15 protein-coding genes are annotated in these 19,090 nt (G+C 53.7%); 10 read left to right on the top strand and 5 right to left on the bottom strand.

Annotation, left to right across the window (positions count from 1 at the left end; translation table 11 throughout):
* The 10 genes from ABLU80_RS13150 to dcuB all read left to right on the top strand — a co-directional run.
* On the top strand, positions 1–432 hold a 432-nt coding region (locus ABLU80_RS13150; RefSeq protein WP_348850057.1), incomplete at its 5' end, for an EF-Tu/IF-2/RF-3 family GTPase.
* 232 nt (positions 433–664) lie between these two features.
* Positions 665–1,048, top strand: a complete 384-nt coding sequence (gene secE, locus ABLU80_RS13145; RefSeq protein ID WP_015368827.1) for a preprotein translocase subunit SecE — start codon at positions 665–667, stop codon at positions 1,046–1,048.
* Between the two features lies 1 nt (position 1,049).
* Positions 1,050–1,595 carry a transcription termination/antitermination protein NusG gene (gene nusG, locus ABLU80_RS13140; protein ID WP_007665882.1) on the top strand — a complete coding sequence of 182 codons (546 nt, stop codon included), beginning with the start codon at positions 1,050–1,052 and terminating at the stop codon, positions 1,593–1,595.
* A gap of 156 nt (positions 1,596–1,751) precedes the next feature.
* Complete coding sequence (gene rplK / locus ABLU80_RS13135) at positions 1,752–2,180, top strand: 50S ribosomal protein L11 (RefSeq protein ID WP_008808007.1); 429 nt, start codon at positions 1,752–1,754, stop codon at positions 2,178–2,180.
* A gap of 3 nt (positions 2,181–2,183) precedes the next feature.
* Positions 2,184–2,888 (top strand): 50S ribosomal protein L1, encoded by a 705-nt coding sequence (gene rplA / locus ABLU80_RS13130; RefSeq protein WP_015368826.1) that lies wholly within the window; start codon positions 2,184–2,186, stop codon positions 2,886–2,888.
* 291 nt (positions 2,889–3,179) lie between these two features.
* The gene (gene rplJ, locus ABLU80_RS13125; protein WP_004097644.1) at positions 3,180–3,677 is read left to right on the top strand and encodes a 50S ribosomal protein L10; all 498 of its coding nucleotides are present in this window, start codon (positions 3,180–3,182) and stop codon (positions 3,675–3,677) included.
* Positions 3,678–3,743: 66 nt separating this feature from the next.
* Positions 3,744–4,109, top strand: coding sequence for a 50S ribosomal protein L7/L12 (rplL, locus tag ABLU80_RS13120; protein WP_003033114.1), 366 nt, complete (start codon positions 3,744–3,746; stop codon positions 4,107–4,109).
* Positions 4,110–4,433: 324 nt separating this feature from the next.
* A complete protein-coding gene (rpoB, locus tag ABLU80_RS13115; RefSeq protein WP_015704004.1) occupies positions 4,434–8,462 on the top strand; it encodes a DNA-directed RNA polymerase subunit beta in 4,029 nt (1,342 codons plus the stop codon).
* A gap of 76 nt (positions 8,463–8,538) precedes the next feature.
* Positions 8,539–12,762, top strand: a complete 4,224-nt coding sequence (rpoC, locus tag ABLU80_RS13110) for a DNA-directed RNA polymerase subunit beta' (RefSeq protein ID WP_015368824.1) — start codon at positions 8,539–8,541, stop codon at positions 12,760–12,762.
* Between the two features lie 395 nt (positions 12,763–13,157).
* A complete protein-coding gene (dcuB, locus tag ABLU80_RS13105) occupies positions 13,158–14,498 on the top strand; it encodes an anaerobic C4-dicarboxylate transporter DcuB (RefSeq protein ID WP_015368823.1) in 1,341 nt (446 codons plus the stop codon).
* A 42-nt stretch (positions 14,499–14,540) separates the two neighbouring features.
* Here dcuB and ABLU80_RS13100 read toward each other — a convergent pair whose 3' ends face one another.
* The 5 genes from ABLU80_RS13100 to thiG all read right to left on the bottom strand — a co-directional run bounded on the left by ABLU80_RS13100 (position 14,541) and on the right by thiG (position 19,090).
* Positions 14,541–14,858, bottom strand: coding sequence for a PTS lactose/cellobiose transporter subunit IIA (locus tag ABLU80_RS13100; protein WP_015704005.1), 318 nt, complete (start codon positions 14,856–14,858; stop codon positions 14,541–14,543).
* 3 nt (positions 14,859–14,861) lie between these two features.
* Positions 14,862–15,167, bottom strand: a complete 306-nt coding sequence (locus ABLU80_RS13095; protein ID WP_015704006.1) for a PTS sugar transporter subunit IIB — start codon at positions 15,165–15,167, stop codon at positions 14,862–14,864.
* A gap of 175 nt (positions 15,168–15,342) precedes the next feature.
* On the bottom strand, positions 15,343–16,875 hold the full coding sequence (locus ABLU80_RS13090; protein ID WP_020079905.1) for a sensor domain-containing diguanylate cyclase: 1,533 nt from the start codon (positions 16,873–16,875) through the stop codon (positions 15,343–15,345).
* 314 nt (positions 16,876–17,189) lie between these two features.
* Positions 17,190–18,323 carry a 2-iminoacetate synthase ThiH gene (gene thiH, locus ABLU80_RS13085; RefSeq protein WP_045389860.1) on the bottom strand — a complete coding sequence of 378 codons (1,134 nt, stop codon included), beginning with the start codon at positions 18,321–18,323 and terminating at the stop codon, positions 17,190–17,192.
* The gene (gene thiG, locus ABLU80_RS13080) at positions 18,320–19,090 is read right to left on the bottom strand and encodes a thiazole synthase (RefSeq protein WP_015368818.1); all 771 of its coding nucleotides are present in this window, start codon (positions 19,088–19,090) and stop codon (positions 18,320–18,322) included. The genes thiH and thiG overlap by 4 nt, the downstream gene beginning before the upstream one ends.

Raw genomic sequence — 19,090 nt, 5'->3', positions numbered from 1 at the left:
GCGAAAACCACCTGTACTGGCGTTGAAATGTTCCGCAAACTGCTGGACGAAGGCCGTGCTGGTGAGAACGTAGGCGTTCTGCTGCGTGGTATCAAACGTGAAGAAATCGAACGTGGTCAGGTACTGGCTAAGCCGGGCAGCATCAAGCCGCACACCAAGTTCGAATCTGAAGTGTACATCCTGTCCAAAGACGAAGGCGGCCGTCATACTCCGTTCTTCAAAGGCTACCGTCCGCAGTTCTACTTCCGTACTACTGACGTGACTGGTACCATCGAACTGCCGGAAGGCGTAGAGATGGTAATGCCGGGCGACAACATCAAAATGGTTGTTACCCTGATCCACCCGATCGCGATGGACGATGGTCTGCGTTTCGCAATCCGTGAAGGCGGCCGTACCGTTGGCGCGGGCGTGGTTGCTAAAGTTCTCGGCTAATCGCTGATAACATTTGACGCAATGCGCAATAAAAGGGCATCATTTGATGCCCTTTTTGCACGCTTTCACACCAGAACCTGGCTCATCAGTGATTTTTTTTGTCATAATCATTGCTGAGACAGGCTCTGAAGAGGGCGTAAAGTCCGAAACGCAGCAGAGCATTTCGGTTTGGTCGCCTCGCATTTAATGCGGGGCGAAGATGTTTGTCTGAATTCTTGTGACAGGTTGGTTTATGAGTGCGAATACCGAAGCTCAAGGGAGCGGGCGCGGCCTGGAAGCGTTGAAGTGGGTTATCGTTGCCGTGCTGCTGATTGTAGCCATCGTAGGCAACTTCCTTTATCGCGACATTATGCTGGCGATCCGTGCGCTGGCTGTGGTGATTCTTATCGCTGCTGCCGGTGGTGTCGCTCTGTTAACGACAAAAGGTAAGGCGACAGTCGCTTTCGCCCGCGAAGCGAGAACCGAAGTCCGCAAAGTGATCTGGCCGACCCGCCAGGAAACGCTGCACACCACGCTGATTGTTGCTGCCGTAACTGCAGTAATGTCACTGATCCTGTGGGGACTGGATGGTATTCTGGTTCGCCTGGTATCCTTTATCACTGGCCTGAGGTTCTGAGATGTCTGAAGCTCCTAAAAAGCGCTGGTACGTCGTTCAGGCGTTTTCCGGTTTTGAAGGTCGCGTAGCTACGTCGCTGCGTGAACATATCAAATTACACAACATGGAAGAGTTGTTTGGCGAAGTCATGGTTCCGACCGAAGAAGTGGTTGAAATCCGTGGCGGCCAGCGTCGCAAAAGCGAACGCAAATTCTTCCCAGGCTACGTTCTGGTTCAGATGGTCATGAACGACGCGAGCTGGCACCTGGTGCGCAGCGTCCCGCGCGTGATGGGCTTCATCGGCGGTACTTCCGACCGTCCGGCGCCGATCAGCGACAAAGAAGTCGATGCCATCATGAACCGTCTGCAGCAGGTTGGCGATAAGCCGCGTCCGAAAACGCTGTTTGAGCCGGGCGAAATGGTTCGCGTCAACGATGGTCCGTTTGCTGACTTTAACGGCGTTGTTGAAGAAGTGGACTACGAGAAGTCCCGCCTGAAAGTTTCCGTTTCTATCTTCGGTCGTGCGACTCCGGTAGAACTGGACTTCGGCCAGGTTGAGAAGGCGTAAGCCGGCGATCAAAAAAGCAGCGATTTAATCGTTGCATAGGGCGCGAAATTGGAATACAATTTCGCGCCTTTTGTTTTTATGGGCCTGGCCCGTAAAACGATGTTTAATCACGGGGAGCTTCTCTGAAGCGTTAATACCCAATTCGAGGATTTAAGAATGGCTAAGAAAGTACAAGCCTACGTCAAGCTGCAGGTTGCAGCTGGTATGGCAAACCCGAGTCCGCCGGTTGGTCCAGCACTGGGTCAGCAGGGCGTTAACATCATGGAATTCTGCAAAGCGTTCAACGCAAAAACCGAATCCATGGAAAAAGGTCTGCCAATCCCGGTTGTTATCACCGTTTACGCTGACCGTTCTTTCACTTTCGTTACCAAAACTCCGCCGGCAGCAGTTCTGCTGAAAAAAGCGGCTGGTATCAAGTCCGGCTCTGGTAAGCCGAACAAAGATAAAGTTGGTAAAATTTCCCGCGCTCAGCTGCAGGAAATCGCGCAGACCAAAGCTGCCGACATGACTGGTGCCGACATTGAAGCGATGACTCGCTCCATCGAAGGTACTGCACGTTCCATGGGCCTGGTAGTGGAGGACTAAGAAATGGCTAAACTGACCAAGCGCATGTCCGTGATTCGTGAGAAAGTTGATGCAACTAAACAGTATGACATCAACGAAGCCATCTCTCTGCTGAAAGAACTGGCGACCGCTAAGTTCGTTGAAAGCGTTGACGTTGCTGTAAACCTGGGCATCGATGCTCGTAAATCTGACCAGAACGTACGTGGTGCAACTGTACTGCCGCACGGTACTGGCCGTTCTGTTCGCGTTGCCGTATTTGCACAGGGCCCGAACGCTGAAGCTGCTAAAGCTGCAGGCGCCGAGCTGGTAGGTATGGAAGATCTGGCTGACCAGATCAAGAAAGGCGAAATGAACTTTGACGTTGTTATTGCTTCCCCGGATGCAATGCGCGTTGTTGGCCAGCTGGGCCAGGTTCTGGGCCCGCGCGGCCTGATGCCAAACCCGAAAGTTGGTACTGTAACTCCTAACGTTGCTGAAGCGGTTAAGAATGCTAAAGCAGGTCAGGTTCGTTATCGTAACGACAAAAACGGCATCATCCACACCACCATCGGTAAAGTGGACTTTGACGCTGACAAACTGAAAGAAAACCTGGAAGCTCTGCTGGTTGCGCTGAAAAAAGCAAAACCGACTCAGGCTAAAGGCGTGTACATCAAGAAAGTTAGCATCTCCACCACCATGGGTGCAGGTGTTGCAGTAGATCAGGCTGGCCTGAACGCTTCTGCAAACTAATGCCTTTACGTGGGCGGTGATTTTGTCTACAATCTTACCCCCACGTTTGCTAACGAAAGTTAGCGGCTAACAGATTTGTTCGTTGGAGCCTGGCCTATCCAGGCCTCCGTCGAAGACCGCAGGTGTTTCGTAAGAAACTTAATCCCCTGCGTAGACGGTGACAGAACGCTAAGATTATTTTTTGGATACTCTGGCTTGTTTCTGCTCACCGTATTAAGACGCTCTATTCGTTGAATAGAGTGAAGTGAGTTCCAGAGCATAAGCTCTGGCAAACATCCAGGAGCAAAGCTAATGGCTTTAAATCTTCAAGACAAACAAGCGATTGTTGCTGAAGTCAGCGAAGTAGCCAAAGGCGCGCTGTCTGCAGTAGTTGCGGATTCCCGTGGCGTAACTGTAGATAAAATGACTGAACTGCGTAAAGCAGGTCGTGAAGCTGGCGTTTACATGCGTGTTGTTCGTAACACCCTGCTGCGCCGCGTCGTTGAAGGTACTCCGTTCGAGTGCCTGAAAGACACGTTTGTTGGTCCGACCCTGATTGCATACTCTATGGAACACCCGGGCGCTGCTGCTCGTCTGTTCAAAGAGTTCGCGAAAGCGAATGCAAAATTTGAGGTCAAAGCCGCTGCCTTTGAAGGTGAGCTGATCCCGGCGTCGCAAATCGACCGCCTGGCAACTCTGCCGACCTACGAAGAAGCAATTGCACGCCTGATGGCAACCATGAAAGAAGCTTCGGCTGGCAAACTGGTTCGTACTCTGGCTGCTGTACGCGATGCGAAAGAAGCTGCTTAATCGCAGTTATCTTTGTAAAGCACTCGCTTACGTATAAACTTATTCTGATATTCAGGAACAATTTAAATGTCTATCACTAAAGATCAAATCATTGAAGCAGTATCCGCTATGTCCGTAATGGACGTTGTTGAGCTGATCTCTGCAATGGAAGAAAAATTCGGTGTTTCCGCTGCTGCTGCTGTAGCTGTAGCTGCTGGCCCGGCTGAAGCTGCTGAAGAAAAAACTGAATTCGACGTAATTCTGAAAGCTGCTGGCGCTAACAAAGTTGCTGTTATCAAAGCAGTACGTGGCGCGACTGGCCTGGGTCTGAAAGAAGCTAAAGACCTGGTAGAATCTGCACCGGCTGCACTGAAAGAAGGCATCAGCAAAGACGACGCTGAAGCTCTGAAAAAATCTCTGGAAGAAGCTGGCGCTGAAGTTGAAGTTAAATAAGCCAACCCTTCCGGTTGCAGCCTGAGAAATTAGGCTGAGGCTGGTGACTTTTTAGTCACCAGCCTTTTTGCGCTGTAAGGCGCCAGTAGCATTTCACACTGTTTGACTGCTGGTTTGCCTCACAATGCTTGTTTCTATCGACGACTTAATATACTGCGACAGGTTAGGGTTCCTGGGCTGTGTAAATCGCAATGAAATGGTTTAAGCGTGATAGCAACAGGCATTGCGGAAAGTGTTCCATTTTCCGGTCAACAAAATAGTGTTGCATAAAAAACTGCCCTTTCCGGGCAGATGGGTCGACTTGTCAGCGAGCTGAGGAACCCTATGGTTTACTCCTATACCGAGAAAAAACGTATTCGTAAGGATTTTGGTAAACGTCCACAAGTTCTGGATGTGCCTTATCTCCTTTCTATCCAGCTTGACTCGTTCCAGAAGTTTATCGAGCAAGATCCTGAAGGGCAGTATGGTCTGGAAGCAGCCTTCCGTTCCGTATTCCCGATTCAGAGCTACAGCGGTAATTCAGAGCTGCAGTACGTCAGCTACCGTCTGGGCGAACCTGTTTTTGATGTTAAAGAATGTCAGATCCGTGGCGTGACGTATTCCGCACCGCTGCGCGTAAAACTGCGTCTGGTGATCTACGAGCGCGAAGCGCCGGAAGGCACCGTTAAAGACATTAAAGAACAAGAAGTCTACATGGGCGAAATCCCGCTCATGACCGACAACGGTACCTTCGTTATCAACGGTACCGAGCGTGTTATCGTTTCTCAGCTGCACCGTAGCCCGGGCGTCTTCTTTGACAGTGACAAAGGTAAGACTCACTCTTCCGGTAAGGTCCTGTATAACGCACGTATCATCCCTTACCGTGGTTCCTGGCTGGACTTCGAATTCGACCCGAAAGACAACCTGTTCGTTCGTATCGACCGTCGTCGTAAACTGCCTGCAACCATCATTCTGCGCGCGCTGAATTACACCACTGAGCAGATCCTTGACCTGTTCTTCGAGAAAGTGGTCTTTGAAATTCGCGATAACAAGCTGCAGATGGAGCTGGTACCGGAGCGTCTGCGCGGTGAAACCGCCTCCTTCGATATCGAAGCCAACGGTAAAGTGTACGTTGAGAAAGGCCGTCGTATTACCGCGCGCCATATTCGCCAGCTGGAAAAAGACGATATCAAACATATCGAAGTTCCGGTTGAGTACATCGCGGGTAAAGTTGCTTCTAAAGACTACATCGACGAAGCGACCGGCGAACTGATCTGCCCGGCGAACATGGAGCTGAGCCTGGATCTGCTGGCTAAACTGAGCCAGTCCGGCCACAAGCGTATCGAAACGCTGTTCACCAACGATCTGGACCACGGTCCGTACATTTCTGAAACTGTACGCGTCGACCCGACCAACGATCGTCTGAGCGCGCTGGTAGAAATCTACCGCATGATGCGCCCGGGTGAGCCGCCGACTCGTGAAGCGGCTGAAAGCCTGTTTGAGAACCTGTTCTTCTCCGAAGACCGCTACGATCTGTCCGCGGTTGGTCGTATGAAGTTCAACCGTTCTCTGCTGCGCGACGAAATCGAAGGTTCCGGTATCCTGAGCAAAGACGACATCATCGAAGTGATGAAGAAGCTCATCGATATCCGTAACGGTAAAGGCGAAGTCGATGATATCGACCACCTCGGCAACCGTCGTATCCGTTCCGTTGGCGAAATGGCGGAAAACCAGTTCCGCGTTGGCCTGGTGCGTGTAGAGCGTGCGGTTAAAGAGCGTCTGTCTCTGGGCGATCTGGATACCCTGATGCCTCAGGATATGATCAACGCCAAGCCGATTTCCGCAGCAGTGAAAGAGTTCTTTGGTTCCAGCCAGCTGTCCCAGTTTATGGACCAGAACAACCCGCTGTCTGAGATTACGCACAAACGTCGTATCTCCGCACTCGGCCCAGGCGGTCTGACCCGTGAACGCGCAGGCTTCGAAGTTCGAGACGTACACCCGACTCACTACGGTCGCGTATGTCCAATCGAAACGCCTGAAGGTCCGAACATCGGTCTGATCAACTCCCTGTCCGTGTACGCACAGACTAACGAATACGGTTTCCTTGAGACCCCGTATCGTAAAGTGACCGACGGTGTTGTTACCGACGAAATTCATTACCTGTCTGCTATCGAAGAAGGTAACTACGTCATTGCTCAGGCGAACTCCAACCTGGATGACGAAGGCCACTTTGTTGAAGATCTGGTTACCTGCCGTAGTAAAGGCGAATCCAGCTTGTTCAGCCGCGACCAGGTTGACTACATGGACGTATCCACCCAGCAGGTGGTATCCGTCGGTGCGTCCCTGATCCCGTTCCTGGAACACGATGACGCCAACCGTGCATTGATGGGTGCGAACATGCAACGTCAGGCGGTTCCGACTCTGCGCGCTGATAAGCCGCTGGTTGGTACCGGTATGGAACGTGCTGTTGCCGTTGACTCCGGTGTTACTGCGGTGGCTAAACGTGGCGGTACCGTTCAGTACGTGGATGCTTCCCGTATCGTTATCAAAGTTAACGAAGACGAGATGTACCCGGGCGAAGCAGGTATCGACATCTATAACCTGACCAAGTACACCCGTTCTAACCAGAACACCTGCATCAACCAGATGCCTTGCGTGTCCCTGGGCGAACCAATTGAACGCGGCGACGTCCTGGCCGACGGCCCGTCCACCGACCTCGGTGAACTGGCGCTGGGTCAGAACATGCGCGTAGCGTTCATGCCGTGGAACGGCTACAACTTCGAAGACTCCATCCTCGTATCCGAGCGTGTTGTCCAGGAAGACCGTTTCACCACCATCCACATTCAGGAACTGGCGTGCGTGTCCCGTGACACCAAGCTGGGGCCGGAAGAGATCACCGCTGACATCCCGAACGTGGGTGAAGCTGCGCTCTCCAAACTGGATGAATCCGGTATCGTTTATATCGGTGCGGAAGTGACCGGCGGCGACATTCTGGTTGGTAAGGTAACGCCGAAAGGTGAAACCCAGCTGACTCCGGAAGAGAAACTGCTGCGCGCGATCTTCGGTGAGAAAGCGTCTGACGTTAAAGACTCTTCTCTGCGCGTACCGAACGGTGTCTCTGGTACCGTTATCGACGTTCAGGTCTTTACCCGTGACGGCGTAGAAAAAGACAAGCGTGCGCTTGAAATCGAAGAGATGCAGCTGAAGCAGGCTAAAAAAGACCTGTCTGAAGAACTGCAGATCCTCGAAGCTGGTCTGTTCAGCCGTATCTACGCTGTGCTGGTTGCCGGTGGCGTTGAAGCTGACAAGCTCGACAAACTGCCTCGCGATCGCTGGCTGGAACTGGGCCTGACCGACGAAGAGAAACAAAATCAGCTGGAGCAACTGGCTGAGCAGTATGACGAACTGAAACACGAGTTCGAGAAAAAACTCGAAGCGAAACGCCGTAAAATCACCCAAGGCGACGATCTGGCACCGGGCGTGCTGAAGATTGTTAAGGTATACCTGGCCGTTAAACGCCGTATCCAGCCTGGTGATAAGATGGCAGGTCGTCACGGTAACAAGGGTGTTATCTCTAAGATCAACCCGATCGAAGATATGCCGCACGATGCTAACGGTACGCCGGTAGATATCGTACTGAACCCGCTGGGCGTACCGTCTCGTATGAACATCGGTCAGATCCTGGAAACTCACCTGGGTATGGCTGCGAAAGGCATCGGCGATAAGATCAACGCCATGCTGAAACAGCAGCAAGAAGTCGCGAAACTGCGCGAATTCATCCAGCGTGCTTACGATCTGGGCGCTGACGTTCGCCAGAAAGTTGACCTGAATACCTTCAGCGATGAAGAAGTTCTGCGTCTGGCTGAAAACCTGCGTAAAGGCATGCCGATCGCAACGCCGGTATTCGACGGTGCGAAAGAAGCTGAAATCAAAGAGCTGCTGCAGCTGGGCGACCTGCCGACTTCCGGTCAGATCACTCTGTTTGACGGCCGCACCGGTGAACAGTTCGAACGTCCGGTAACCGTGGGTTACATGTACATGCTGAAACTGAACCACCTGGTCGACGACAAAATGCACGCTCGTTCCACCGGTTCTTACAGCCTGGTTACTCAGCAGCCGCTGGGTGGTAAGGCGCAGTTCGGTGGTCAGCGCTTCGGTGAGATGGAAGTGTGGGCGCTGGAAGCATACGGCGCGGCCTACACCCTGCAGGAAATGCTCACCGTTAAGTCTGATGACGTGAACGGTCGTACCAAGATGTATAAAAACATCGTGGACGGCAACCATCAGATGGAACCGGGCATGCCGGAATCCTTCAACGTACTGTTGAAAGAAATCCGCTCGCTGGGCATCAACATCGAACTGGAAGACGAGTAACTCTCGCTCAAACAGGTCACTGGTGCCGGGGTAAAACCCGGCGCCAGATTGTGCTAACTCCGACGGGAGCAAATCCGTGAAAGACTTATTAAAGTTTCTGAAAGCGCAAACTAAAACCGAAGAGTTTGATGCGATCAAAATTGCTCTGGCATCGCCAGACATGATCCGTTCATGGTCTTTCGGTGAAGTTAAAAAGCCGGAAACCATTAACTACCGTACGTTCAAGCCAGAACGTGACGGTCTGTTCTGCGCTCGTATTTTCGGGCCAGTAAAAGACTATGAGTGCCTGTGCGGTAAGTACAAGCGCCTGAAACACCGTGGTGTTATCTGTGAGAAGTGCGGCGTTGAAGTGACCCAGACCAAAGTGCGTCGTGAGCGCATGGGCCACATCGAGCTGGCGTCTCCGACTGCCCACATCTGGTTCCTGAAGTCTCTGCCGTCCCGTATCGGTCTGCTGCTGGATATGCCGCTGCGTGATATCGAACGCGTACTGTACTTTGAATCTTATGTTGTTATCGAAGGTGGCATGACCAACCTCGAACGCAACCAGATTCTGACTGAAGAGCAGTACCTGGACGCGCTGGAAGAGTTCGGTGACGAATTCGACGCGAAGATGGGCGCCGAAGCTATTCAGGCCCTGCTGAAAAGCATGGACCTGGAGCAAGAGTGCGAGCAGCTGCGTGAAGAGCTGAACGAAACCAACTCCGAAACCAAGCGTAAAAAGCTGACCAAGCGCATTAAGCTGCTGGAAGCCTTCGTTCAGTCTGGCAACAAGCCGGAGTGGATGATCCTGACCGTTCTGCCGGTTCTGCCGCCAGATCTGCGTCCGCTGGTTCCGCTGGATGGCGGTCGTTTTGCGACTTCTGACCTGAACGATCTGTATCGTCGCGTCATTAACCGTAACAACCGTCTGAAACGTCTGCTGGATCTGGCTGCGCCGGACATCATCGTACGCAACGAAAAACGTATGCTGCAGGAAGCGGTCGACGCCCTGCTGGATAACGGTCGTCGCGGTCGTGCGATCACCGGTTCCAACAAACGTCCTCTGAAATCTTTGGCCGATATGATCAAAGGTAAACAGGGTCGTTTCCGTCAGAACCTGCTCGGTAAGCGTGTTGACTACTCCGGTCGTTCTGTAATCACCGTAGGTCCATACCTGCGTCTGCATCAGTGCGGTCTGCCGAAGAAAATGGCGCTGGAGCTGTTCAAACCGTTCATCTACGGCAAGCTGGAACTGCGTGGCCTGGCCACCACCATCAAAGCCGCTAAGAAAATGGTTGAGCGCGAAGAAGCTGTCGTTTGGGATATCCTGGACGAAGTTATCCGCGAACACCCGGTACTGCTGAACCGTGCGCCAACACTGCACCGTTTGGGTATCCAGGCGTTTGAACCGGTTCTGATCGAAGGTAAAGCCATTCAGCTGCACCCGCTGGTTTGTGCGGCATATAACGCCGACTTCGATGGTGACCAGATGGCTGTTCACGTACCGCTGACGCTGGAAGCCCAGCTGGAAGCGCGTGCGCTGATGATGTCTACCAACAACATCCTGTCCCCGGCGAACGGCGAACCAATCATCGTTCCGTCTCAGGACGTTGTACTGGGTCTGTACTACATGACCCGTGACTGTGTTAACGCCAAAGGCGAAGGCATGGTGCTGACTGGCCCGAAAGAAGCGGAGCGTATTTATCGCGCCGGTCTGGCCTCTCTGCATGCGCGCGTTAAAGTGCGTATCACCGAATACGAAAAAGACGACAATGGTGAGTTCGTCGCGAAGACCAGCCTGAAAGACACGACCATTGGCCGTGCCATTCTGTGGATGATCGTGCCGAAAGGTCTGCCGTTCTCTATCGTGAACCAGGCGCTCGGTAAGAAAGCGATCTCTAAGATGCTGAACACCTGTTACCGTATTCTGGGTCTGAAACCGACCGTTATTTTTGCGGACCAGACGATGTACACCGGCTTTGCTTATGCAGCGCGTTCAGGTGCATCCGTTGGTATCGATGACATGGTCATCCCGGAGAAAAAATACGAAATCATCAGCGAAGCGGAAGCTGAAGTTGCTGAGATTCAGGAACAGTTCCAGTCTGGTCTGGTTACTGCGGGCGAACGCTACAACAAAGTTATCGATATCTGGGCTGCGGCGAACGATCGTGTATCCAAAGCGATGATGGATAACCTGCAAACCGAAACCGTGATTAACCGTGACGGTCAGGAAGAACAGCAGGTTTCCTTCAACAGCATCTACATGATGGCCGACTCCGGTGCGCGTGGTTCTGCGGCACAGATTCGTCAGCTGGCTGGTATGCGTGGTCTGATGGCGAAGCCGGATGGCTCCATCATCGAAACGCCGATCACCGCGAACTTCCGTGAAGGTCTGAACGTACTCCAGTACTTCATCTCCACCCACGGTGCTCGTAAAGGTCTGGCGGATACCGCACTGAAGACTGCGAACTCCGGTTACCTGACTCGTCGTCTGGTTGACGTTGCGCAGGACCTGGTTGTCACTGAAGACGACTGTGGCACCCTGGAAGGCATCACCATGACGCCGGTTATCGAAGGTGGCGACGTTAAAGAGCCGTTGCGCGATCGCGTATTGGGTCGTGTGACTGCTGAAGACGTTCTGAAGCCGGGTACCGCGGACATTCTGGTTCCACGCAACACGCTGCTGCACGAGCACTGGTGTGACCTGCTGGAAGAGAACTCCGTTGACTCCGTCAAAGTTCGTTCCGTTGTATCCTGTGACACCGACTTTGGTGTATGTGCGCACTGCTACGGTCGTGACCTGGCGCGTGGCCACCTCATCAACAAAGGTGAGGCTATCGGCGTTATCGCGGCACAGTCCATCGGTGAGCCGGGTACACAGCTGACGATGCGTACGTTCCACATCGGTGGTGCGGCATCTCGTGCGGCTGCTGAATCCAGCATCCAGGTGAAAAACAAAGGTAGCATCCGTCTGAGCAATGCGAAGTCGGTTGTGAACTCCAGCGGTAAACTGGTTATCACCTCGCGTAACACCGAACTGAAGCTGATCGACGAATTCGGTCGTACCAAAGAAAGCTATAAAGTGCCTTACGGCTCCGTTATGGCTAAAGGCGACGGCGAACAGGTTGCTGGCGGTGAAACCGTTGCAAACTGGGATCCGCATACCATGCCGGTTATCACCGAAGTGAGTGGTTTCGTCCGCTTCACTGACATGATCGACGGCCAGACCATTACTCGTCAGACCGACGAGCTGACCGGTCTGTCTTCGCTGGTGGTTCTGGATTCCGCGGAACGTACCTCCGGTGGTAAAGATCTGCGTCCGGCGCTGAAAATTGTTGATGCTCAGGGCAACGACGTTCTGATCCCAGGCACCGATATGCCTGCTCAGTACTTCCTGCCGGGTAAAGCGATTGTTCAGCTGGAAGATGGCGTACAGATCAGCTCTGGTGACACCCTGGCGCGTGTTCCGCAGGAATCTGGCGGTACCAAGGATATCACCGGTGGTCTGCCGCGCGTTGCGGACCTGTTCGAAGCACGTCGTCCGAAAGAGCCGGCAATCCTGGCTGAAATCAGCGGCATCATTTCCTTCGGTAAAGAAACCAAAGGGAAACGTCGTCTGGTTATCACCCCGGTAGACGGTAGCGAACCGTACGAAGAGATGATTCCGAAATGGCGTCAGCTGAACGTGTTCGAAGGTGAACGTGTAGAACGTGGTGACGTGGTTTCCGACGGTCCGGAAGCGCCGCACGACATTCTGCGTCTTCGTGGCGTACACGCGGTAACGCGTTACATCACCAACGAAGTGCAGGACGTTTATCGTCTGCAAGGCGTTAAGATTAACGATAAGCACATTGAAGTTATCGTTCGTCAGATGCTGCGTAAAGCGACCATCGAAAGTGCTGGTAGCTCCGACTTCCTCGAAGGTGAGCAGGTTGAATACTCCCGCGTTAAGATCGCTAACCGCGAGCTTGAAGCGAATGGCAAAGTTGCGGCAACCTATTCCCGCGACCTGCTGGGTATCACCAAAGCGTCTCTGGCAACCGAGTCCTTCATCTCCGCGGCATCGTTCCAGGAGACCACTCGCGTGCTGACCGAAGCAGCCGTTGCGGGCAAACGCGACGAACTGCGCGGTCTGAAAGAGAACGTCATCGTGGGTCGTCTGATCCCGGCAGGTACCGGTTATGCGTACCACCAGGATCGTATGCGCCGTCGCGCAGCAGGCGAACAGCCAGCTGCGCCGCAGGTGAGCGTAGAAGAAGCCTCTGCCAACCTGGCAGAACTGCTGAACGCAGGCCTGGGCGGTTCTGACAACGATTAATCGTTGATTCGTTAAGCGCTTAAAAGCCAGTCAGGTTTCCTGACTGGCTTTTTTATTACCTGTCGATTTATCTCACCTAAAATAAATTACATTTATTTAATGTAATTGCCGCAATTAATTAGCAAATTAAACATGTCTGATAATTATCTATTTGCTATTTCTTTATGCCATCACTAATCGATGGATAAAAATTCTACATGTATCAAAAAATAGGCGCCGCAAACGCTATATAGTCAAAACACTCAAAGAATCATGTGATTACTTTTCCCCATCCTTTTCGGTTTACCGCAACTGAGGGGTTCACTGCGCCTGTTAAAAGGCAATGGAGGTGGTGAGCAAAATAAAAATAAGGCGGAGAGTATTGTCGTTATTAATGGATAGCTTCTGGGGGATGCATGGAATTTGCTATACAGCTCATCATTATCTTAATTTGTCTGTTCTACGGCGCGAAAAAGGGTGGCATTGCGCTCGGCCTTTTAGGCGGCATTGGCTTAGTTATCTTAGTTTTTGTCTTTCATCTTAAACCAGGAAAACCGCCGGTTGATGTCATGCTGGTGATTATCGCGGTGGTGGCCGCCTCGGCGACGCTACAGGCATCCGGCGGTTTAGACGTGATGCTGCAGATTGCCGAGAAGCTCCTGCGGCGCAACCCCAAATACGTTTCTATCGTTGCGCCATTCGTCACCTGTACGCTGACGATCCTGTGCGGTACCGGCCACGTGGTGTATACGATCCTGCCAATTATTTACGACGTAGCGATTAAAAATAATATTCGCCCGGAGCGGCCGATGGCGGCGAGCTCGATTGGCGCTCAGATGGGGATCATTGCCAGTCCGGTTTCGGTGGCGGTGGTCTCGCTGGTGGCGATGCTCGGGAATTTTACCTTTAATGGTAAGCACCTTGAGTTTCTCGATCTACTGGCGATAACCATTCCGTCAACGCTACTGGGGATTTTGGCGATTGGCATCTTCAGCTGGTTCCGCGGTAAGGACCTTGATAAAGACGAGACCTTCCAGGCGTTTATTGCAGTACCGGAAAACCGTCATTATGTTTATGGCGATACGGCCACGCTATTGGATAAAAAGCTGCCGACCAGCAACTGGATCGCGATGTGGATCTTCCTTGCCTCAATCGCCGTAGTGGCGCTGCTTGGCGCGTTTTCCGAACTGCGCCCGGCGTTCGATGGTAAGCCTCTCTCAATGGTACTGGTGATCCAGATGTTCATGCTGCTCTCCGGGGCGCTTATCATCATCATTACCAAAACTAACCCGGCGTCGATTTCTAAAAATGAGGTTTTCCGCTCGGGGATGATCGCTATCGTCGCGGTGTACGGTATTGCATGGATGGCGGAAACCATGTTCGGCGCGCACATGACCGAGATTAAAGGCGTGCTCGGAGAGATGGTGAAGGAGTACCCGTGGGCCTACGCTATCGTGCTGTTATTGGTATCGAAGTTCGTCAACTCTCAGGCGGCGGCGCTGGCGGCGATTGTCCCGGTGGCGCTGGCGATCGGCGTTGACCCGGCCTATATCGTGGCTTCCGCGCCCGCCTGCTACGGCTATTACATCCTGCCGACTTACCCAAGCGATCTGGCGGCGATTCAGTTTGACCGTTCAGGTACGACCCATATTGGCCGCTTCGTCATAAACCATAGCTTTATCCTGCCGGGATTAATTGGCGTGAGCGTTTCTTGCGTCTTTGGCTGGGTGTTCGCGGCGATGTACGGTTTTCTGTAAGTGAGACAGGCGCCGCTGGCGGCGCCTGATAAATCAGCGGGATTATTGTGCGGGCGGCAGGCGGCGATACAGTTCGATCATATCGGTTGCTAAATCCTGAATCACCATCGCGTTCATTAGATGATCCTGGGAATGCACGGTAATCAGGTTCACCGGCAGCTTGCCGCTGCCTTCGTCCAGACCGATAAGCTGGGTCTGGATTTTATGCGCATGCTTCACGAATTCGTGGGAGTCGGCCATAGCCTGTTCGGCGGCGGCGAAATCGCCTTTACGCGCCTGCTGCAGGGCGGTGAGGGCAGAACTGCGTGCGGAGCCGGCGTTGACCAGCAGCTCCATGATAATCGTCTCTAAATCTTCCATGCCTTACTCCATCAGCTTCAGGGCTTTATCCAGAACGGCATCGCCTTTCATCATGCCGTAATCCATCATGTCAATAACGGCGACCTTTTTACCGACCGGGTCGGCTAGCGCCTGTAGTTTCGCCTGCTCGTACTTCACCTGTGGGCCGAGCAGGATAATATCCGCCGCAGCCAGGTTATCTTTGAACTCCGCTACCGGCACAGCTTTGATCGAGACTTCGATGCCTTTCTTTTGCGCGGCCTCTTTCATGCGTTGCACCAGCATGCTGGTGGACATTCCTGCGGCACAGCATAAAACGATATTCTTCATAGTTTCATCGCCCTTATGTATGTTCCTTGATGCATCATCTTTATCGCGGGCGGCGGCGCGGCACAACCGCTTCACCATGATTGTGTGTAAAACATCACAAAAAATGAAACCGGTTTCAATTTTGCAGCGGCCGAGATAAAAAAGCCCGCAAAAGCGGGCTATCAGGGAGTTGTGCTCAGGCGCGCACGATTCGATTCTTGCCCTGCTGTTTGGCCTTATACAACGCTTCATCCACGCTAACGACCAGTTTTTCCAGCGGCTCCATATTCCATTCCCCGAGGCCGGCGCTAAAGGTGACGGTTAATCCTTCTTCGCGCCAGGTTCGGCTGGCAACGTTAAGGCGCCAGCTCTCCAGAATGGTGAGCGCGTTGTCGATATGTTCGGCAGGGAAGATAACGGCAAACTCTTCGCCGCCGTAGCGGTAAAGCGAGATCTCCTGCGGCTGCAGGATCTGTATCCCTTCACGTGCGACGTTGCGCAGCACGATGTCGCCATTGAGGTGGCCCCAGGTATCATTAATTGATTTAAAGTTGTCGATATCGACCAACGCGAGGGCGAAAGGCTGGTGATCGTTCATCAGGGCGGCGATATCGCTGTCGAAGGCGCGGCGATTTTTGCAGCCGGTTAGCGCATCGATGGTGGCCTGGCGGACATAGGTGAGCTCACGCTGTTTATTGCTCTCGATCGCTTTGCTGAGCATGGCTTCCAGCCGCGGCGCGCGTTTGACGTCGCCGGTCTTAATGGCGTTAATGATGTTCATCAGTACGGTACGCGAAGCGTGGCGCAGATATAGCCCGAACAGGACGATGACAATGGCGGCGAGGGCGAATCCCCAGGCGACAATATCGGTTTCATAGCGCGTCAGGTCATCAAGGGTGGCATCGGTGACGCGGAAAATAACGAACCAGTCAGGGTTGGTAAAGGAATAGTAGTAGTACCAGGCCTTATGTTCCTCATCATAAAGTTGGCCTTCCGCGCTGGTCATTTTGTCCATCAGTTCCGCGCTAACGTAGGTTTTAAATAGCGCGCCGGTATCGGGATGGATAACCACTTTGCCGTCGCGTTGCACGACAAAAAACTCGCCCTGTACCGGCGAGACAATCTGCCGTAACGCGTAGCCCATTGAGGTCAGATCCATATGAAATGCCAGACTACCTTTGAGCCTTCCCTGCGGTGAAATGACAGGCCGGTAGACGGTAACGGTAGGGTGGTGGGTGAAGTAGTCAAGGTAAGGAGTGGTATAGAGGCTGAAGGTACTGGCTTCCGCCTGGCGAATAAACCAGGGGCGCGTTTTTGGATCAAACGTGCGGCTCTCATCGCCTTCCATCACTTCGGGGGCGCGCAGATAATGACCAAGAGTATCGGCAAGCGAAATGGAGGAGACCGTCGGCATCAGCTCCTGCAGACGCATCAAATCGTCCAGACCCTTTTGCGGATTGAGATTTACGGCGCTATTGAGCGCATCGTCGCGGGCAAAGTATTTCGTCGCGCGCGCCAGAATGTAGTCATTTTCGCGCAGCAGCGATTCGGTGTAGTTCACCGCAAGGTTATGGGTGAAGTTGCGGTTAATATGGTGATAATCTTCAAGAAAGTTTTTCTTCTGCGTCGCGGTAACAAAGATTGCGATCAGTAAAAAACTGAGCAAAATCCCCGCAAACCCCACTACGATTGGCGTAGTAAAAGAGAGCTTTCTGTTGTGGCGTGCCATAAGTTGTTAATCGTCCGGGATTTATAAACCGTGGGTTTAGACGCAGGTTAAGCCAGCATGCCTGCTTAGCGAATCAGGTAACTATCGCTAAATTATAACGCTGAGTGCGCTCATCATCGTGATTAATATTTGATAGCAATATGTTTGCGGCAGTGCGGACGGTAGAGGCAGGGCGAAGAGAGGAAAGAAAAGCTCGCCCTGGTCAGCGTCCGCTGCTGACCAGGGCAGAATAGAAAAACGGCGGCAGTTCGGCGAGCCTCCGTTTTTCATCTCTCGTGCAGGCACGCAAAATAATCAGCTGCTTGCAGCATGCTTCATGATGATTGCGAGGTGCGTCCCAGCCAGCTATCCCAGTCTTTCCATACCGGCTGCAGGCCACGGGCGGCCAGCGCGCTGGCGACCTCTTCAGGACGGCGATCGTCGTGTGGCGCAAATTGCTCAAGTTCCGGATGATCGTCGGCGTAGCCGCCGGGCTGGGTTTTGGAGAACGCGCTGACGTTGTTAATCGCCAGCGGGATCACCCGGTCGCGGAACCACGGTGATTCACGGGTCGAGAGCGACAGCTCAACCTCCGGCGCCAGCAGGCGGAAGGCGCAAATGGTCTGCACCAGCTGACGTTCGTCCATCAGCGAGGCTGGCGCAATCCCTCCGGCACAAGGGCGTAAACGCGGGAAGGAGATAGAGTAACGGCTGCGCCAGTAGCGCTGCTGTAGCCATAGCAGATGTTCGGCGACCATAAAGCAGTCCACCCGCCAGCTGTCGGAAAGACCAATGAGCGCGCCGAGGCCGATCTTGTCGATCCCCGCTTCGCCCAGGCGATCCGGTGTATCAAGGCGCCAGAAGAAATCCTGCTTTTTACCTTTCAAGTGGTGCTGGGCATACATGCCTTCATGGTAGGTCTCCTGGTAGACCATCACCCCATCAAGCCCCAGCGTTTTTAGTTCGGCATACTCTTCGGTCGCCAGCGGCTGCACTTCCATATGCAGCGAGGCAAACTGGCGGCGGATGGATGGCAGATGCTGGCGGAAATAATCCATTCCGACCTTACTCTGATGTTCGCCGGTGACCAGTAACAAATGCTCAAAGCCTAAATTGCGGATTGCGGCGCATTCGCGGGCAATCTCTGCTTCATCCAGCGTCTTGCGCTTAATGCGATTACTCATTGAGAAGCCGCAGTAGGTACAGTCGTTGGCGCACAGGTTGGACAAATACAACGGTACGTAAAAGCTGACGGTGTTGCCGAAGCGCTGCCGGGTGAGGCGCTGAGCGCGCTGGGCCAGCGGTTCAAGGTAATCGGCCGCGGCAGGAGAGAGCAGAGCCATCATGTCATCGCGGGTGAGCTGCTTTGCCGCCAGCGCTCGTTCGACGTCGGCGGCGGTTTTGCTGTTGATGCGCAGGCGGATGTCATCCCACTCCAGCTGCCGCCAGCGATCGCTAAAAGTTTTCATGCCAGCGCCTCCAGAAAGCCGGTCAGCGGGCTGGTGGCCTGCGCCTGAGTACTGCGCGTTCCCGGTCCGGCCTGACGCGCCAGCAATCCGGCATCGACCGCCATGCGGAAGGCGCGAGCCATGGCGACAGGATCGTCGGCGACGGCAATGGCGGTGTTGACCAGCACCGCATCAGCGCCCATCTCCAGCGCCTGCGCCGCGTGGCTCGGCACGCCGATCCCGGCATCAACCACCACCGGTACCGTCGCCTGTTCGATAATAATCTCCAGCATGGCTTTGGTTTCCAGCCCCTGGTTGGAGCCTATCGGCGCGCCCAACGGCATTACCGCCGCGCAGCCAGCCTCTTCCAGCCGTTTGCACAGGACCGGGTCGGCGCCGCAATAGGGCAGGACGACAAACCCTTCGCGCACCAGTAGCTCCGCCGCCTTCAGGGTTTCAATGGGGTCAGGCAGCAGCCAGCGAGCGTCCGGGTGGATCTCCAGTTTCAACCAGTGGGTGCCTAAGGCTTCCCGCGCCAGGCGGGCGGCAAATACCGCTTCTTCCGCCGTCTTGGCGCCTGAGGTATTCGGCAGCAGGTTAACGCCCGCCGCCAACAGCGGCGCGAGAATCGCGTCATTGTTCTGGCGTAAATCGACGCGCTTCATCGCCAGCGTCACCAGCTGGCTTCCCGAGGCGCGAATCGCCTCGACCATCACCTCCGGGGCGGCAAATTTGCCGGTTCCGGTAAAAAGGTGGGATTCAAAAGTCTTATCAGCAATACGTAACAT

This window comes from Klebsiella sp. CN_Kp104 (assembly GCF_040064515.1).
In the GTDB taxonomy this organism is placed as follows: Bacteria; Pseudomonadota; Gammaproteobacteria; order Enterobacterales; family Enterobacteriaceae; genus Klebsiella; species Klebsiella aerogenes.
Note: the sequence above shows the minus strand (reverse complement) of the source record. Positions and strands in the feature narration are given on the sequence as shown.

What these genes read in the sequence shown, in the direction of transcription:
- thiH (WP_045389860.1), bottom strand. Translation starts at nt 18,323, where the DNA reads ATGAAAACTTTTAGCGATCGCTGGCGGCAGCTGGAGTGGGATGACATC.
- nusG (WP_007665882.1), top strand. Translation starts at nt 1,050, where the DNA reads ATGTCTGAAGCTCCTAAAAAGCGCTGGTACGTCGTTCAGGCGTTTTCC.
- dcuB (WP_015368823.1), top strand. Translation starts at nt 13,158, where the DNA reads ATGGAATTTGCTATACAGCTCATCATTATCTTAATTTGTCTGTTCTAC.
- thiG (WP_015368818.1), bottom strand. Translation starts at nt 19,090, where the DNA reads ATGTTACGTATTGCTGATAAGACTTTTGAATCCCACCTTTTTACCGGA.
- rplA (WP_015368826.1), top strand. Translation starts at nt 2,184, where the DNA reads ATGGCTAAACTGACCAAGCGCATGTCCGTGATTCGTGAGAAAGTTGAT.
- rplL (WP_003033114.1), top strand. Translation starts at nt 3,744, where the DNA reads ATGTCTATCACTAAAGATCAAATCATTGAAGCAGTATCCGCTATGTCC.
- ABLU80_RS13100 (WP_015704005.1), bottom strand. Translation starts at nt 14,858, where the DNA reads ATGGAAGATTTAGAGACGATTATCATGGAGCTGCTGGTCAACGCCGGC.
- rplJ (WP_004097644.1), top strand. Translation starts at nt 3,180, where the DNA reads ATGGCTTTAAATCTTCAAGACAAACAAGCGATTGTTGCTGAAGTCAGC.
- secE (WP_015368827.1), top strand. Translation starts at nt 665, where the DNA reads ATGAGTGCGAATACCGAAGCTCAAGGGAGCGGGCGCGGCCTGGAAGCG.
- rplK (WP_008808007.1), top strand. Translation starts at nt 1,752, where the DNA reads ATGGCTAAGAAAGTACAAGCCTACGTCAAGCTGCAGGTTGCAGCTGGT.
- rpoB (WP_015704004.1), top strand. Translation starts at nt 4,434, where the DNA reads ATGGTTTACTCCTATACCGAGAAAAAACGTATTCGTAAGGATTTTGGT.
- ABLU80_RS13095 (WP_015704006.1), bottom strand. Translation starts at nt 15,167, where the DNA reads ATGAAGAATATCGTTTTATGCTGTGCCGCAGGAATGTCCACCAGCATG.
- ABLU80_RS13090 (WP_020079905.1), bottom strand. Translation starts at nt 16,875, where the DNA reads ATGGCACGCCACAACAGAAAGCTCTCTTTTACTACGCCAATCGTAGTG.